This window comes from Aquiflexum gelatinilyticum, from assembly GCF_024813435.1.
Classification (GTDB): domain Bacteria; phylum Bacteroidota; class Bacteroidia; order Cytophagales; family Cyclobacteriaceae; genus Cognataquiflexum; species Cognataquiflexum gelatinilyticum.
Genome location: NZ_JANAEZ010000003.1, coordinates 1 through 18,974 on the forward strand (window position 1 = coordinate 1; position 18,974 = coordinate 18,974).

Consider the following 18,974-nt stretch of genomic DNA (forward strand, 5'->3'; position numbering starts at 1 on the left):
GGAGAAAATCCTGAATTCAAAACCGTTACCGCTCAATTTGGAGAGGATACCTTTGTTTTCGACGGCATTTGGCCTGATCCAAGCGGCAATTGTGATTGTTTGGGTAATGTCAATGGAAGGATTGTGTGATACGGAACCGTAAGCACCTGATGCAGAATTGAACCTTGCGGCCTGACCAACAACTCCGGAGGTCCATACAACCCCTAAGGATGTAGGAATGGTTGCATTGTTTCCATTTCCTGAATGGTCAATGAATACGGATCCACTACCTTCATCCATTTTCCAATGGCCGACTAAACCTAAATTGGAGTTGTTTCCTGTCACAGTAATCAATGATTCTGATGTGAAGTTGCCGTCTACCGACAATACGGTTATGGTAGCCGTTCCCACTGCTACACCCGAAACCAATCCGTTAGAATTGACAGTGGCTACAAGGGGATCAGAAGAAGTCCAAATCACTGATTTGTTGGTGGCATTGCTAGGTAAGATGGTGGCAGTTAGCTGCTGTGTGTTTCCGACCAGTATGGAAGCTGTTGTAGGGCTTACCGATATCCCTGTTACAATGAAGTTGGAAATGACATCATTGACTACGGCAAATTGAATTGTTAAAGGAGTACCTGGAACACCTTCCCCGCCACTGCCTGTATAAGGAGTAGCTGTTAAATTATAATTCCCTACCGGTAATACTAATCCCTCATCCATCATCAGGGTAAAAGGCATATCATCATCGAACCTTGATAAACTCACAGGTCCCGATAAAGAAATGAACACGCTTCCAATTAATCCGGAATTGGTATTTGCCTTAATATTGAGATTCAGATTTCCAATTTCACTCAAATTAAATTGTGAACCATTCTCAATTGTTCCATATTCAAGAGTATTATCAGGATTAGTTAACATGAAACCCTGAACCTTAAAATTGTTTCCTATGGCATCAATTTCTAAAGTAGAGTTTGTTCCATATTCAACTGCTAAAGTCATTTCTGGATAGGCTTTTAATCCTGAATATTGAAGTTCAATGACATGGGATGAATTGGCTGAAAGAATGGAATTGGATAAATTTCCAGTAATAATCGTGAAATCATTGGCATCCGGGCCACTTAAAGAAATTCCTTTTACAAAAACTCCCTGATTTCCATTTGAAACCTGTAATGTGACCTGAGATTTTTTATCATTGTCCAATTCAATGTTAGAAGGACCTGTCAAGGCACTTTCTATTATCGGAGATCCAGTAGGGTTATTTTCTCCATAATATTCCATGTTCCTTTGGTTGCCACCACCTCTGTTTGGTGAACCGCCGGCTACCCATACCCCATTTCCGGAAACAATACCTTGGGTTCCATGTCTTCTAAAATTCAGATTATCTCCTGGAGTCCAAGTCTGATTGACAGGATCAAGAATTTCCGTTATGGAAAGTGCTTGACTTCTCACAGTACCGTCAGGATCATTGGGAACTTCGCCCCCTGCTACCAATAATTTATCTCCAAGGTTGACTACCACAGCAGCAGCCCTTGGCGTTGGGATATTTGAAGTACTAGGCAAGGTACTCCATGAATTGGTTTCAAAATCAAAGACATCAACCTCTGGAATGACAGGCCCAAATGTAAATACATTGTTGACCCGCATTGATAACCTGCCGGAAGCCACATAAATTTTATTTCCAATCATGGCTGCGCTGAAATGATCCCTTGGCCTTGGGGCATCCTGAAGTACGGTCCAAGCACCAGTGGCAGGATCGAATTGGTCAAAATAGGCTACGTACTGCCCATTGTGCCCTAACTTATTTCCTCCAATGATATAGAATTTGTCATTGTGTAGCACCAGTCCAGCAGAACCCCTTCTCCTTTCTATCGGAATTTCTGGGCCTTGCATATATTGTTCTTTGACAGGGTCAAAAATCCAGATATGGGATGCAGGAGTTTCATTAGGGTAGCTGTTCGTTTCAAAAGCACCGATCACCCAAATTAATCCTTTATATTCAACAGCTTGAAAATGGTTGAAATCTTTTGGTGCTACATTGGATAATGCCCTCCAGCTGTCTTCCTTATAGTTGTAGACATCTATGGTCTTGGCATTTTCCCGGCCGCCCATCATGTAGAAACTTTCACCTGCCTGTACAAATGAATTTTCATGTCTAGCGGTGTAGTTTTGGTTCTCATTGGCTGGGGTCCAAACATCATTTGGAAGGATTGTCCAAGTGAAATTTGAAAATTCCGTATTAGGAATAGGGCTATTTGAATCACTGACCAAAAGGGTCACGTTGTATGAAGGATTTGCCAATGCGCTTGGGTCAACTGTGCCATATAATCTTCCATTGACTGGTTCAATGTCTATTCCGGGAGGAAGATTGGTGGCGCTGTAAATCAGTGTTCCTACACCACCTGTGGCAGTAAACAACAAATTACCATCCAATTCTTCATTAACCCTGCTTTCCTGGTCTGGAATGGCATTGGTAATGGTTATCGGATCAGCTAAGGTGGTACCAATTATTTCTATGCCATTGATTACAGGATTACCAATTCTTCTGATAAAATCAATTGTCAATGCTCCGTCAGTAAGGTGAACTTCGAACTGTTCTACCGCAGCAACTCCCAATCCATATTTACCTACCAAATCCAAATTTGCTATTTTGGTTTGACCCTCCAACCTGATGTCAAATTTTCTTTGATTGACACCAATATTCCCATTTCCATTCTCTCCCAAATAAAGGTTGATGATATAAACCCCGTCAGGTAGTGGAATATCAAATCTCATATTGCCCTGGTTGATATTTTCTCGCTGGGTGGAGAAAACAACATTAAAAGTTGGTTCAGAGATGTAATTTGGAACAGAAGGATGTCTGCTTTCAAAACTAAAAGTGGTGAGAGTACTCGTTCCATTATTGACTGAATAGCCTTCACCCTGTACTGTACCATTTTGATTGTTGGCATTCCAATTTGTTCCATTATTTTCACCTGGAATTCCTTCCCCTCCTGCATTTACCCTGTAAACTATTGAATTGGCCCTAACCACATTGATGTTGAAAGTCTGTTCAACGAAGTATCCAAAAGAATCGGTTGCTCTAACAGTAATCAATCCTGAATAAGGGCTGTCAGAAAATGATAAGGTAAGGGTACTTCCTACAATTTCCGCTTCGACTGAAGAAAGGATATTCGAATTAAGAGAAAAACTTAGGTTTTCAATTCCAAAGTTATCGCCAAAGAAATTTGCAAGGTCAATCACCCGGTCCGGGGAGGAAACCTGTCTTGTAATTTCTGGAATCTGGTTTGTAATATAGGGTTGTTCACCACTCACAATAAAGTTATCAAAAGTGGCCAAAAATTCTTTCGTTATATCCGCTGAAGTACCGATGAATCCAATTGCCAAGGGTTTACTTAAGTCTTGAACAGCATCTAACAATACTCCTGAAAGCTGAATTGTGCCAAGGTTAATGGATTCTCTTTGTCCAATTTTAATCTGTGGCTCAACGGTACCAACAAGTGGATTGACTTTTAAAATAAATTCAACCGCTTCAGAACTTGAAGCTCTCTCATTAATGGGTAATGGGATGGTTAAAGGATTGGAATCAGGGATATCATCTAGTTCCAAAGAAGCAACAAGACTTGTTTTGGTGATTACTAATTTTAGGAAGTTGGATTGGGTCCCATCTCCCATTTGAATTCCGATCTCCCCGTCATGGTCGATGTCATAAAACATCTGTGGGCCTGACATCCCCAATAATTTGGAGGAAATAATGAATTCTCCTGTTTCATTTCCAACATTGACTCCGAATTGAAATCCTTTGTCTTGGTCGTTGGATATGCCATTGGCAGTACCCCCAGTAATGGCGAGTTGTATTGCCCCTGCAGCCCCTCCATAAATATCGTTTGATAATGGACCGCTGTCCAAAACATCCAACCAATTTAACCAATTCGGGTTTGATTCACCGTTATTGATCAATCCCGTCAAGCCCAATCCCAAATACCCCAAAGGCCTACCTAATGGATCGACTTTATCTGAGAATAGTTCATTATTTACAGGCAGATCAAAAGGGATTCCCAATTGGAATGGATCGGATTCATCCAAAATCCCATCATTGTCATCATCCAAATCGTTGAGGTCAGAAATAAAATCACCGTCAAAATCGGTAGGACGTGAGGCTCCGGAACAATATTCTGTACCATTGTCTATTTCATCCTGATTGGTGAAGCCATCATTGTCATAATCTGCATTTGGGTCAAAGAAAATATCTCCAGGTGCCGGACAAAATTCATTGTTTGATGGGGTCAGGATACTAATCCGATTATCCAAAGTGGCTACCCAAATGGTACCTGGAAAAATATCACTGTCATCATTGCACGTTATTCCCAAAGCGTTTCCCCCATTTAAATTCCATTTATTGCTTTGAAGTGATTTTAAGGTGCCATCAGGATTTAGCAATACTAAGTGAAGACGGCCTGAATTCCTTCCTGCAATCAAGGCGCCTTTTAACGCTCCATCAAAATTTGAAGCGTTGTATTCATCCAAAGCATTGGTGTTTTTTTGCCAAATAGTCACGATTTGAGGCTGTGGACCATTTGGGTTTACCAAATTCGGATCCCGGTAATCCGCCTCATTTGGATTTGCCAAGCTCAATGGCACCGGAGGCCAATTGGCAGGAAGTGAGGTGCGGGCATAGTCATCAAATCCTGGTTGACCAGGTGCGATTGGTTCTTTTATTTCAGTCCTGAAAAATGCACTTGGGGTATAGAGGGGAGGAATATTACGCCAGGGAGTTCCTGTACTTGAAGCATTGTCTGCAATGGTATTGGTGTATAGGCCTGCTCCGCCCGGGTTGTATGGAAATGGAGCTCCTGGTATATAAGGTTCACCTGGATTTGCCCTTACGGGTGCTGGATGCCCTCCATAAAAGTTGCCTGGTTGGTAATTGTTGATGTCTGGAGTAATCATTAACAAATGATCTTCATTGCTTACATATTCTCCGCTTGGGGCAGGGTTGGTGGAATTATTCCCCGGCTCATTGGGAAGGTAATTGTTTGTTACCAATTGGGCGTTTCCCTCATTTTCGGGTAATCCCCCCCAATTGGCATTTGCGCCATTGTCTGAAAGGAACACTTTTCCATCATGGGTCACCACAAGGTCATATGTATTTCTATACCCAGCTGAAAAAATCTGGACTGGTCCATTTTCAATTACCATTCCCATGTTTAACCCATCATTTCCTCCGAATGGGTCTCCCACGTCTATCCCGTTGTATCCGGGATCATTCGGGTTATAAATCCCATTTAGGTTTGCCCTAGAAGGGTCGTCCAATGTTGGGATATCGTATTTGAATTTTCTTCCGGATTGAGCGTCTATCTGGTTAGGTAAAGCATCAATGGCCTCCAAATCCACGCTCAAAACTGCTGCAGACAATGCGTATTCGGTGATGAATGCAAAATTGTTACTTGGGGCCCCTGCATTGGTCAGTCCACCACTTGTGACCAATAAAAACGGTTTTCCGTTGATCATGGTAAACTCTAATCCATTGGTGGAATGGTTTTCTTCAGACCTAGGTAAGCCACGGACCAAGTCAACCACATCCCATTCTGATCCTGTCCAGGTGAGGCGTGTAAGGATCCCTGAATTTGTATCCAAAGCCTTGTCTCCCGAAGGTCCACCCCATTTTGGATCACTGCTACCCACATAAATGATCGGGTTTTCTGCGGAGCCAGCTACTGTAATGCCTGTTATTTGCCTTGTATTTCTGTTATCCCAGGCCAATGTCCCTGTATCATCATGATTGGGAATTGATTGGACATCAAAAAGTGTTTGGGAATTGGTAACTGTATAAGAATTTGCCCCCGAATTTATAATGGTATAAATTCTAATCAGTCCATTTAATTCGGATAGATAAAGTTTTCCATCAGGGCCAAATTTTAAAGATGTCCCTTTTTCAGGCTGGGTAAAAGAGTTGAAGTTAAGGGTCGAAAGGTTAAACTCAACGCTTTGTGCCCTTAGCATTTGAATTGAGATGAAAATACTTAAAAATGTAAGTACTCCAATTGTTTTTTTAAAATGTGAGAATGACCTGTACATAATTATTCAAATAATAAAATTGAGTGTCAAAAAAATCTGTTTTATCAATGTACGTTGTTTTGATTAAAACCAGATTTGCCTTATTGATAGATAATTGTACCAAAAATACCAAAAATAATTACAAACACAAAAAAATGATATACAAATAAATTAAAATGAATTACAAAATACATCAAAAATGAATATTCCTTACAGTCAAATAGTTTCATTGTTGGTTTTATTCACCTAAAGTAGGTGCAAATTGTAAAAATAGGCCAATAGCTTTCACATCAAAAGAAAGATTATTAAAAAATGAGTTGATAATGATTTCCGGATTCAAATACTGCCTATTGAGCAGGGGCTATTCCAATAAGATGGAACTTTAAACAGGGAATTATTTGATTGGAAAATGGAAATCGTAGACATCCTAATTTTGAATAAAGGTATTGATCTGCTTTTGAACCATTTATTAGGTTCTTATTTGTGAAAAAAAAAGGGGTGGTTTTATACCACACCCTTTTTTTGGAAATGAGAAATTTATTTGACTATGAGTCTTACTATTTTGGGTGAGATGTAACTATTTCCTTCAAGAATCAAATTATATACTCCGGGAGAAAGGGTTTTTCCTCCGAAATTTATTTCTATGGTTTTGGTAGCATCGATTTCTAACTCTCCAAAAATAACCTTGGCCCCATTATTACTATAGAGTGTAAAATTGATTTTACCGGTTTCGAAGTTTGAATCTGAAACATAAAATTTTGAATCGACAATAGGATTTGGATAGACTTTTATTGATTTGCTTCCTAATTCATTCTCTTCAAAACCTTTATTGTTGAAAATTAAACTCTCCATACCAATTGTTGACTTGTCCAAAGTATTCGGATCATTGTTGAGAATTCTACTGTCAGAATTCGAAATTTGAAAGTTAACTGTGCTTGTAGGACCCGCTGTTCCACTTCTATTGGCCCCTGAATAAGCCGTCGCGGATAAAGTATAAGCCCCCGGAGGCAAAGATCTCCCAATATAATTTCCGTTTTGATCGCCAAATAAGGCATAAGGTGCAACACCTTCGGTCCTTGTGGCATTAACAGGACCCGAAATTGAAATAAATACACTTCCAACTGTAAGCGGATTGGTTTCTACTCTGATGTTTAGGGTTAGATTTTGTACTTGGTTTGTGGTTAGTTGGGTGCCATTTATTAATTTAATGATATCAGCATTATTTCCCGCATTTACAAGAGTAAAACTTGAAATTCCAAGATTAGGTATATTTTGTGAAACGGTAATGGAAGTGACATCCTCGAAATTCCCATCTTGCGTTCTTCCTGTTATCAAAGCCGTACCCACATTCAAAGCTGTAACCAAGCCGGTTGCATTTACATCTGCAACATTGGGATTCGAACTTGACCAAGAAACAATCTTATTTGTCGCATTTAAAGGGGAAATAGTTGCTGAGATTTGTTGCGTTTCTCCTATGAATAAGGAAGATGAGCTTGGAGATGTTGAAATTCCTGAAACCGGAACATTAATCACTGAAACAACGGAAAACTGGATGGATATTGTTGTGCCAATAGTTCCTGTTCTGTTCGGGCCTGAATATGGCGTTGCTGATAATGTGTAATTTCCCAATGCCAATGATCTTCCGTTGTAGTTGCCATTGCTATCACCAAATAAAGCATAGGGAGCTCCGTTTTCCGTTCTTGATGCATTGACAGGTCCTGAAAGAGAGATGAAAACACTTCCAATTGTAGATGGGCTCGTATTTACACGGATATTTAAGCCTAAGTTTTCTATTTGACTTAAGGAAATTAAAGAACCATCAGTTAAAGTCAACAGGTCGGTATTGTTTCCTGCATTGACCAAAGAAAAACCAGCAATGCTAATTTGTGTCCCATTTGAGGTCACCGTGATTGCACTGGTATCTGTAAAATTTCCATCTTGTGTTCTTCCGGTAATTATTGTCGTTCCAACATTCAAAGCGGTTACCAATCCGTTTGAATTTACAGTAGCAACATTGTTATTGGAACTTGACCAGGTAACAATCTTATTGGATGCATTAGAAGGTAAAACGGTAGCAGAAATTTGTTGGGTATTTCCTACCTGAATTGTAGCGTTTTCAGGAGAAACTGTCAAACCTGTTACATTGATTGTCGGGGGGGGGGTATCTGTACATGTAGTCTCAGGATTGCTTAGGCTAAGAGGATTTGACGCACCTTTATGTAAAACAATTCTGTCAATCAAATGAAAAGAAGATCTTGCGGAGATTTCCATGGTGTATACTCCGGAGGTATTGAATTGCACAAATATTTCGTGGCCATCATTGTCGCTTGTTAATGTGCTCCAAGTCCAATTTCTTGAATTCATAAAAACTTTAAACCAGCCACCGGACCCGGCACCGTTTACTGTAGGCGTTTTTCCACTTCCTTTTGGGTATTTGACTGAGGAACCTATCATGGCAAAAAAATCAGCTGCATCTGGGAATCTGACCCATGTATCATTGTGGTCGGAGCCGCTGGTACCAAATCCAACCCTGCTTCTGAATTGAAATTTGTAGACACCGGGGCTGTTGATGAAAATTTTTGTTGAAATCAAACCATTACCGGGAGTTGAAAAATATTGTGCCCCCGTCCAACTGATGTAGCCTGAACCGGTGTATCCAGAAAAAGTGGAGGAGGATTGGGTTTCCCAACCTGATGGTTTTGTCAGATTTTCCGCTTCCATTACCACCATACCATTGATATCTTGATAGGGCTGAGTGCAGGCAAAGAATAATTCGTTGTTCAGATCGTTTTTGACATTTGAGGATGGGTCCATGTCATGATCTGGTCTATTAGAAAAATCCTTTGCGGCGAAAGTAGGTATCGAATTTGATAAAAAAATTAGTAAAATAATAAAGGGCTTAACATTGAAAGGAGGTAAATTTTTCATAAAATAAAAGATAAGGTTGATTGATGGAATTTACATAAGGGTGTACAATCTTTTTCATTAGCAGAAATTGCGTGTATTCTGCCAAAAATAATAAAAATTTATTTAGTATAAGTTAAGATAATTTAAATAAAATACAAAAAAATGTATAATAAATTAACCTTTATGCAATTTAGCACAGATAAATAAAAATTTAAAAATGATTTTCCCTGCGCTAAAATAAGATTTAAGTGCATATTGGCAGTCAGGGTGTCTTTTGCTTAAGAGTCGATGGCCTGTGAAACCTATGCAGGGTAGGTTTAAAAAAATATGAATATCCGCAATGCTGCACGCTGCAAAGTAGGTGGCTGAATATAAAGGGTATACTCCTCCACGGACAACAGGCCGCTTTCCACTTGGTCTTTAATCGATCATCCAACGCTCTTTTGTTTGGCTTTATGCTATAAAATGAATCTACGTAAAAACGATGAGTAAGAGATGAAACATGTTTTTCTTTATATCATTTAAAAAAATTTGCATTGAAATAAAAGGTATTAAGAAAACAGGCCTATGAATAAGACCTGAGATTCCTGTCTAAATTCCAAACGAATTGATTCTGAACCCATAATTTAAAAATGACCTTCGGAATAAATGTTTGGATAATCTGTTCATTTTAAATCTATTCCAAATCTTTGGACTAGAGCCCTAAGTGGTTTCAATCTGACTTAATCCCTAGGTTTAATTGCTCTGTAGCAATGGAGTGGATATCAAAAAAAATATCTACTCCTTTGCTATTTCCTAAGATATTTAGTATTCAACTCTTTTATCCGACTTCTGCCAAGATGCGTATGTTATCATTAGCTGTTTGAGCTAGGTTACTGAATAAGAACTCAGGTTTGACTTTTTTTTGGGGGACAAATAGATTTTCCAATAAGTTATTTCCCAATCAGCCTAGCAATTTCAAGAGCCAATTCCTCTTTTGGCACAGTAAGGTGTTTGATGCATTGTTCAAAATTGAATTTTACTATTTCGGGATCGTAAATGAAGTTTTTTGGATCCTCATCTGCCATGTAGAATTTAAATGGGGCATAACAAGGTGATGCCGTTTCTACAATAGGAATAGCACCACATATCATGGTTTCAAAGAACCTATATGTCCACGGACAGCCGACATCACCCGAAGGACAAATAATAAACTTAGATTGAGCTTGTAACTGGAAATACTCATCATCCCAAGACTTGCCGGGAAATCGGCGACCCCTTAAAGAAGCAGTCATCAATACCGGTTTAGAAAACCCGAAAATGTTATTTAAAAATGTAAAAATCTTATAATCGTACTTTATTTTTCCTGTGATATTGAAATAACCCTTTATCTTTTTTGAAAGAAAGGATTGCATCCAAACCTGTCTTTGATTTGTTAGTTTCCCAATAAATGCGTATTCAATTTTCCTTTTTTCCGGCCATAGACTTTTGCAATAATCAAACATGGCATGAGGCCAAATCAAAGGTCTGGAAATGTTCCCGATTTTAGTTTCGGGGACAACAGTTCTGTGGGCTATTAGAATATCCTTGATTTCATGAATGTTATTAACCTCGTTGGTAAGGCTATAGTTAACCCCGAACTGTTCTTTTAATCTTTCTAGCCTAATATTTAATTCAGGTTCAACACATAAATTAAATTCGGTTTCCATTACGGCATGGGCCAACCTAATTTCTTGAAGGTATTCGTAAGTGAGGTTTAATTTGATGTTTTCCATAATTTGAGAATGATTATTTTGACCTTCTTTAAAAATGGTCAATAAAATTTTAAGTTGGTATTTCTTTAAAAGATTTGATTAAAATAGATTCGAAAATTAGGTGAAAAGTAGCACTTTTTAAATAAAGCTTAATTTTTTATTTTAATTGGTTTATCCCAATGTCTTGGAAAAAGAATTCTTCGAAAATGGTCCCTTTTTCTTTTTTTTCAAAAAAAGAAAAATTGAAATTCTAAATGATAAAAAATTGTAAAATTAATCTGTGATTTTCTTAATAAAATCTTAAATCCCATTGTTTGAAATCTAATTTAGGGATTTAAAGTAATTGAACTAATAAGTGCGTTTAATACATTTATTTTTGCTTCCAATTAGCAATTCATTTGCAAAATAGCCTACTTATTTTCAAGGAATTCAAAACAGGATTTTAAAGATCAATTTTTTTATATGGAAATCTAAAGCTAATGGTATTTGAGATATTTCTTGAACCAATATAAAATAACATACTTGGGCATTTTTAAACATTTGGTCAATTTTCAAAAATATGAAATCCAAAAAAGGAGAAAGAGTAGGTACCCTTTCTCCTTTTTGGATTATTGGAAGACCTTACCTTACAAAATTTAAAATCAAGTTATTCCATTTACAGATTTTTTAAAATATTAACTTGAAAATTCAAATGTAATCAGGTACCACTCAATTCTTTACCACCCTCTTTCCTTCAAATATTCCAAATCCTTGAATTCTAATTAAGTAGATGCCTTTAGGGAGTCCAAGAGGAACTTCTAGGGTGATGCTCTCCATTAGGTCGCTAACCTTGTTTTCAAATACAGAAATTCCTTTGTTGTCAAAAATACTAATGGTTACCTCTCCCTCAATAAGCCTTGAAAATTCAAGTGTAATTTTATCTTTGAATGGATTCGGATAAGTTTTTATGGTAACAGGGGAAATATTCGCTTTGATTAAATCCCCATCTTCTTTAATTGTAAATTTCCATATTTCCGATTCACTTGAAGGTCGTTTACCATTTGCAATTACTTTCCAATAATAAGATTTGCCTATTTCAAGGCTGTCTACCCTGAACTTTGTTTCTACAATTTGTGAGAAGCGCATTACTTGGTTGGTAAAAGTGCTGTCTAAAGCTAACTGCAACTCATAGAATTCAGCATCCGTCACGGTTTCCCATTCAAACTCAACAGAGGCCGTATCAACCTCCGCGCCCTTTGTCGGACTTACCAGGAGAGGTGAGTCCAAATCAGGAAGGGGCAAGGTAATGAAGTTCCAAACTGAAGAATATGGACTTGTACCTACAATATTGATTGCCCTAACCCTCCAGAAATAAACCTCATTGGGTTCAAGACCATCGACCGTGACTTGGTCAGTAATGACGGTATTTTTATCAAAAACAATTGACTGACTGAAATTGGAATATTTTGAAACTTGTACCTGATACCTTTCAGCATCAATGACTGTTTTCCATCCAAGGACAACTTCCTCGAAGTTCATAAGTGTGCCTGAACTTGGGCTTAGTAAAATAGGTGCAGTTGGCGCTTTCAGTGGCTTTTCAGTGGTAAACTCCCATGTGGAGGAAAAGGCACTGTTGCCTGCGGCGTTGCTCGCCCTGACCCTCCAATAATAAATCATGCCTTCCTCAAGATTCTCTAGAATAAATGAGGTTTCAGAAATATTGCTTTGATCAATCAAATTTTGGGAAAAATCCTTTGTTTTGGAAACTTGTAACCTATAGGTACCTGCATCCAAAGTACTTTCCCAATGCAAAGTAGAATTTAAAGCCAGATCCTTCTTCCCATTTGATGGGCTTAACAGTACAGGGACATCAGGAAGGGCAAGGGTTTCAAATTTCCATATCTCTGAAAATCCGCTGTTTCCTCCTTCATTGGAAGCGTAAACCCTCCAATAATAGGTGACTCCATTCTCCAAGTCGCTGATATCAATTGATTCAGTTTGGATTCCTGTTATGTCTACCTGCTTCACTGTAAAATCCTGACTTTTTGAAATTTGAATGCCATAGGACATTGAGCCTTCAGATTTGGTCCAGGTGAATGTAATCTTTCCGGTCAAACTTACAGATTCATGGTTTGGTCCAAGTAATGTAGGGGAAGCGGGAGGATTGATTTTTTCTTTAGTGGTAAAAGACCAAACCTGAGAGTATGGACTGCTTCCTGCTGAATTGGAAGCCTTGACTCTCCAATAATATTGACTGCCTTCTTCTAATCCTGATAGGACAAACTCATTGGCGGTAAGACCGCTGTTAGAATTGATCAATGAACTGAAGTCTGCATTTTTGGAAAGTTCTAAGGTGTAGCCTTCTGCACCTGTGACAGTAGACCAAGATAATTTCAAGGTAGTGGCCAAGCCTGTACTCTTATCAGAAGGATTGATCAAAGTCGGTGCTACCGGAGCTATTATTGAAATTTTTGTCTGGAAACTCCATGCTGAAGAGAAGTTGCTGATTCCTGCTTCATTTGCTGCATTGACCCTCCAATAGTAGGTAACCCCCTCCTCGAGGCTATTGACTTGAAAAGTATTTCCTGTCAAAGTTGCATTGTCGATTAGTATGGTACCAAAACTGCTTTCTTTCGAAATTTGGATGCGATAAGTCTTTGCATCGGTTACTGCATTCCATTGCAAGCTTGTGTTAGTAGAAACATCTTTTGCTCCATCAAGAGGGCTCAATAGAGTTGGTACCTCCGGAGTCAAAAGAGGCTTGATGGTCTTGAAAGTCCAAACGGTCGAGTAGGGGCTGCTTCCTGCGGAATTTGTTGCCCTTACCCTCCAATAATAGGAGGTATCTTCCTGAAGTCCTGAAACAGTAAACTCGTTTGTTTTCAGACTGTTGTTGTTGGCTACCAATGAACTGAAATCTGGGTTTTTAGAAAGCTCTATCGTGTAGGTTTCTGCATTTGCGACAGCAGACCAAGATAATTTCAAGGTGGTTGCCAAATCGGTGCTTTTATCAGAAGGATTGATCAAAGTCGGTGCTAGCGGAGCTTTTAATGAAATTTTTGTCTGGAAACTCCATGCTGATGAGAAAATGCTGATTCCTGCTTCATTTGCTGCATTGACCCTCCAATAGTAGGTAACTCCCTCCTCTAGGTTATTGGCTTGAAAAGTATTTCCTGTCAAAGTTGCATTGTCGATTAGTATGGTACCAAAACTGCTTTCTTTCGAAATTTGGATGCGATAAGTCTTTGCGCCGGTTACTGCATTCCATTGCAAGCTTGTGGTAGTAGAAACATCTTTTGCTCCATTGGAAGGACTAAGGAGTGTAGGGACCGCAGGCGCCACAATCGGTTTGACTGTCCTGAAAGTCCAAACAGTCGAGTAAGGACTGCTTCCTGCGGAATTTGTTGCCCTTACCCTCCAATAATATTGGGTATCTTCCTGCAGTCCAGAAACAGTGAACTCATTTGTTTTCAGGCTGTTGTTGTTGATAACCAATGAACTGAAGTCTGCATTTTTGGAAAGTTCTAAGGTATAGTTTTCCGCACCTGTAACAGCCGACCAAGATAATTTCAAGGTTGTGGCCAAGCCAGTGCTCTTATCGGAAGGATTGATCAAAGTCGGTGCTACCGGAGCTTTTAAAGAAATTTTTGTCTGGAAACTCCATGCTGATGAGAAAATGCTGTTTCCTGCTTCATTTGCTGCATTGACCCTCCAATAATAGGTAACTCCCTCCTCGAGATTATTGGCTTGATAAGTATTTCCTGTTAAAGTTGAATTGTCGATCAGGATGGTACCAAAACTGCTTTCTTTGGAAATTTGGATGCGGTAAGTCTTTGCACCGGTCACGGCATTCCACTGTAAACTTGGTGAAAGGCTTAGGTCTTTTGCTCCATTGGAAGGACTGAGGAGTGTAGGGACCGCAGGCACCACAATCGGTTTGACAGTCCTGAAAGTCCAAACGCTCGAGTAGGGGCTGCTTCCTGCGGAATTTGTCGCTTTTACCCGCCAATAATAGGAGGTGTCTTCCTGAAGTCCTGAAACAGTGAACTCGTTTGCTTTCAGACTGTTGTTGTTGACTTCCAATGAACTGAAATCCGGGTTTTTAGAAAGTTCAATGGCATAAGTTTCTGCATTGGCCACAGGGTTCCAAGTCAGGTTTATGCTAGTTTCCAAGCCGGTAGTGTTGTCAGCCGGACTGCTGAGTGTAGGGATGGCAGGTGCCAAAATCTTTTCAGCAATCGAGAATTGGATTGAAAGGGGAGCGCCTTTGATTCCTCCAAAATTAGGTTCTGAATAGGGTACAGCCTCCAACGAATATGATCCTTCTGGTAAAATTCTTCCATTATAATTGCCATTGCTGTCTCCAAACAAGGCATATGGAGCCACATTTTCTGTGATAGTGGCGCTGACAGGACCTGAAATGCTGATGGCTACACTTCCTACAGTTTCTGGGTTGGTGTTGACACGGATATTTAAATTCAATCCCAAAACCTGATTGATATCCAAAATACTGCCGTTTGTAAGTTCGAGGATATCGGTATCCGAGTCCGCATTGACCAATGTAAATTGGGCAATACCCAATGCCTCAGGGGATGAGACGGTGATTTCAGAAATAGCTGTAAAATTTCCATCCTCCGATGTGGCGGTAATCAGGGCAGCACCGCTTTTTATTCCAGTTACCAAGCCAGAAGGGCTTACACTTGCAATGCCTGGATTGGAAGATGTAAATGAAACAGTTTTATTGTCTGCATTAGAAGGCAAAATTGCAGCTGTCAATTGCAAAGTTTTGGAAACTTCCAAGTCGGCTTTTGTCGGATTGATAGAAATTCCGGATATAGGAATTACTTCGTTTGTAGGTGGCTTCGTTGTGAAATTCCATCCTGAAGAAAAGCTGCTATTGCCGGCTTCATTGGTCGAACTGACTCTCCAATAGTAAGTCAAGCCTTCCTCAAGGTTATTGACCTGGAGAGAATTTGTAGTTACCGAAGTATTGTCGAGAAAAAGAGTAGCAAAGTTGCTTTCCTTTGAAACCTGAACGCGGTAAGTCTTGGCACCTGTAACGGCATTCCACTGCAAACTTGGGGAAAGGCTTAGGTCTTTTGCCCCATTGGAAGGACTGAGGAGTGTAGGGACAGCGGGCACCATAATCGGTTTGACTGTCCTGAAAGTCCAAACAGTAGAGTAGGGGCTGCTTCCTGAGGAATTTGTTGCCCTTACCCTCCAAAAATAGGTGGTATCTTCCTGCAGTCCAGAAACAGTAAATTCGTTTGTTTTCAGGCTGTTGTTGTTGATCACCAATGAACTGAAATCCGGATTTTTAGAAACCTCAATACCATAAGAATCTGCATTGGTAACAGTGTTCCAAGCAAGTTTCAAGGTAGTGGACAACCCCGTACTATTGTCAAGTGGACTTGAAAGTTTAGGACTTGCCGGTGCGGAAATTTTTTCTCCGATGGTAAATTTGACCGTCATTGGATTCCCCTTAGTTCCGCTCAAATTGGGTTCTGAGTAAGGTACAGCTTCCAAAGTATATTCACCCGCCTGCAATAATTTTCCATTATAATTCCCCCGGTTGTCACCGAACAATGCATATGGAGCAACATTCTCTGTAATGTTTGCATTGACAGGACCTGTTAAACTCAAAGCAACGCTACCCACTAATCCTGGATTGGTGTTTACCCGGATATTCAGGTTCAATCCCTCAATTTCATTGATATCCAGATGATTTCTGTCGGATATACTCCCGATATCAGAATCGGAATCGGCATTTACCAAGGTAAATCCGGAAATACCCATTGGCACATTGGTAGCCACAGTGATTTCGGAAGTGGCGGTAAAATTCCCGTCCTGCGATGAGGCAGTAATCAAGGCTGTTCCGCTTTTTATTCCTGTTACCAACCCTGAAGGGCTTACACTTGCAATGCTTGGGTTAGAAGAAATCCACGAAACAGTTTTATTGCTTGCATTGGAAGGTAAAACTGTGGCGTTGATTTGTAATGATTTAGAAATTTCTATACTTGCTTTTGTAGGATTAAGGGTAACACCTGTTACAGAAATCACTTCGGTTGTAGTATTTACTTGAGTCGAAAAAGTCCATGCCTCTGAAAAGTTGCTACTTCCGGCCTCATTTGTTGCCCTGACCCTCCAAGCAAAGGAGGAACCTGGCTCAAGGTTTTTAACCTCAATGTTTTGTCCAGTCAAATTGTAAATATCATAAACCATCGAGGAAAATGTGGCGTCTTTGGCAACTTGTACACGATAAGTTTGCGCGCCTGTCACTTTGCTCCATTCCAATAGCAGGGTATTCGGAAGGTCTTTACTTCCGTTGCTAGGGTTAATAGGTTTTGGGATTTCCGGTATTGATAAGGGCTGTGATGTTTTAAAATTCCATATGGAGGACCATGAACTTGTTCCTGAATTGTTTTTTGCCCTGACCCTCCAAAAATATAGGGTGTTATCCTCCAGATTTGGTACTGAATACTGAAGGGAAGTCAAATTTTCTATATTGGTAACCAAGGTGCCAAAATCTTGTGTTTTGGAGACTTGTAATTGGTAGCTTTGTGCATTAGCGGCACTTTTCCATTTCAGGGGTGTTGTTTTAGCAATCCCAACGGCATTATTCAAGGGACTTTCCAATTGAGGCGTAGAAGGGGCAACCACAGCGTCTGGTTCAGAAATATGCTTGACAAGACCATTGATATATACTTCTATATTGGTATAGCTGCTGCTTAGCTTATAACCATTGTGATCAGCCAAATTCGGATTCAATCCATTTTCAGCTTCCCAAACATCCGGCATCCCATCCCGGTCAGTATCCTTTGGAGCCGGTAATGATTTTAAAACAGGCCATCCACCCACGTCTTTTTGGGAGTCGATGATGCCGCCTGTGCTTCCATTGGATCCTTTGTATGTAAAAGTTCCGGTTCTGGTTTCATTAATTATTCTTTGATCTACAGGGTCTCTAAAGTAGCTTGCGCCTGCTTTGTCCAAAACCTTTATGTAAGCTTCCTCAGCTGAATCTGTATTTAAGTATACGTCAGCAGAAAAGGGGGTGGATGCTTTAAGGTTATTTAAGAATTGATTTGTTAATTCAGGGTTTTCCAACCTTACGCCAACCCAATTGTCAGCAATAACATTTGGTTTTCCAACCAAAATATTTCCTGATATATAAAATTTTCCATAATCGAATGTCAGATTATTTCCAGTTTTCAAACCTTGAAGAATATAGTCATCAGAATTACTGCCGGGTCCTGATTTATAATAATTGTTTATAAAATTTACTTTTCCTTCTGCCCCCCCACTTGCAGCCTTGTCTCGCCAATTATAAGCAACATTGTTTCTGAAATCAACTATCCCTCTAAAGTTGTCAAGTTGTTCTTGAGTGGAATATAGACCTGGATGGTCAAAAAATGGACTTCTTTGAGTGAAATGTGCGATCAGGTTGTGGTGATAAGAGATGTTTTTTCCACCCCAAACAGCTCCGTACCCATGTTCACCTTCTGAATGTACACTTTTGTTTAGGCCTTCTGAAATTAGACACCACTGCATCGTAAGGTTTCTATTTCTGAAGTTGGTTGCAGTTTCATCAGTCCCCCAAGAAAAAGAGCAATGGTCTAAAATAATATCCGTGCAATCTCTGATAAAAATGGCATTATCCTGTCTTCCAGTAATATCGCCTAGCCTGAACCTTATAAAACGAATAATTATATTATTTTTTTCGATTAGGGTTAATCTATAGTTTTTAAAAGTGATTCCTTCTCCAGGAGCTGTTTGACCTGCAATGGTGGTGTTATCAGGCACAGTCACGTTGCTTTTTAAGTCGATTGTTCCTGAAACCTCAAAAACTATAATGCTTGGTCCTTTGAAGGAGGCTGCCTCCCTAAAGCTCCCCGGACCACTGTCATTTAGATTGGTGACTTTTCTGATCTGACCACCTCTTCCTCCTGATATGTATTTTGCAAATCCATCTGCACCGGGAAATGCTAATATATTTTGGGCCAATAGTGCTGAAGATAATAGAAATGATGATAACAAAATACTCCAAAAAAAGTAATATAGCTTTATGGACATTTGGTATTTTCGTAATCTCATGGTACCCGTAATTTTAGGTGAAAACCAATAAACATTCATGAGGAAATTCCGATTGGAACACCCTGGATTATGGCAATAGACGCCAATGGTTCCACTTGGAACCTTTTCATATGGGTTTTCTGAAGGCTTTGCTTTTGGGTGACTAAGCAATCAGAAAGGATAATTTTTTTACTCAAATAAGAGAATCAAAAATCCAAAAAATATAGAATAATTTGAAATCTTTGATTT

Annotated in this window: 4 protein-coding genes; all 4 read right to left on the reverse strand. The window is 39.5% G+C overall.

What is annotated here, in order from left to right; all coding sequences use genetic code 11:
* Nucleotides 1-5,982 (reverse strand): Kelch repeat-containing protein (locus NK987_RS08070; RefSeq protein WP_259263432.1); only part of this gene is annotated, 5,982 nt, incomplete at its 3' end.
* 591 nt (nt 5,983-6,573) lie between these two features.
* Nucleotides 6,574-8,850 (reverse strand): Ig-like domain-containing protein, encoded by a 2,277-nt coding sequence (locus NK987_RS08075; protein ID WP_259263433.1) that lies wholly within the window; start codon nt 8,848-8,850, stop codon nt 6,574-6,576.
* 1,025 nt (nt 8,851-9,875) lie between these two features.
* Nucleotides 9,876-10,697, reverse strand: a complete 822-nt coding sequence (locus NK987_RS08080) for a glycosyltransferase family 47 protein (protein WP_259263434.1) — start codon at nt 10,695-10,697, stop codon at nt 9,876-9,878.
* 687 nt (nt 10,698-11,384) lie between these two features.
* Nucleotides 11,385-18,746: a fibronectin type III domain-containing protein gene (locus NK987_RS08085; protein ID WP_259263435.1), complete on the reverse strand. Its 7,362-nt coding sequence runs from the start codon at nt 18,744-18,746 to the stop codon at nt 11,385-11,387.
* Between the last annotated feature and the right edge of the window lie 228 nt (nt 18,747-18,974).

Excerpts from the sequence above, each read along its gene's own strand:
- NK987_RS08075 (WP_259263433.1), bottom strand. The coding sequence starts at position 8,850 with ATGGACCCATCCTCAAATGTCAAAAACGATCTGAACAACGAATTATTC.
- NK987_RS08080 (WP_259263434.1), bottom strand. The coding sequence starts at position 10,697 with ATGGAAAACATCAAATTAAACCTCACTTACGAATACCTTCAAGAAATT.
- NK987_RS08085 (WP_259263435.1), bottom strand. The coding sequence starts at position 18,746 with ATGAGATTACGAAAATACCAAATGTCCATAAAGCTATATTACTTTTTT.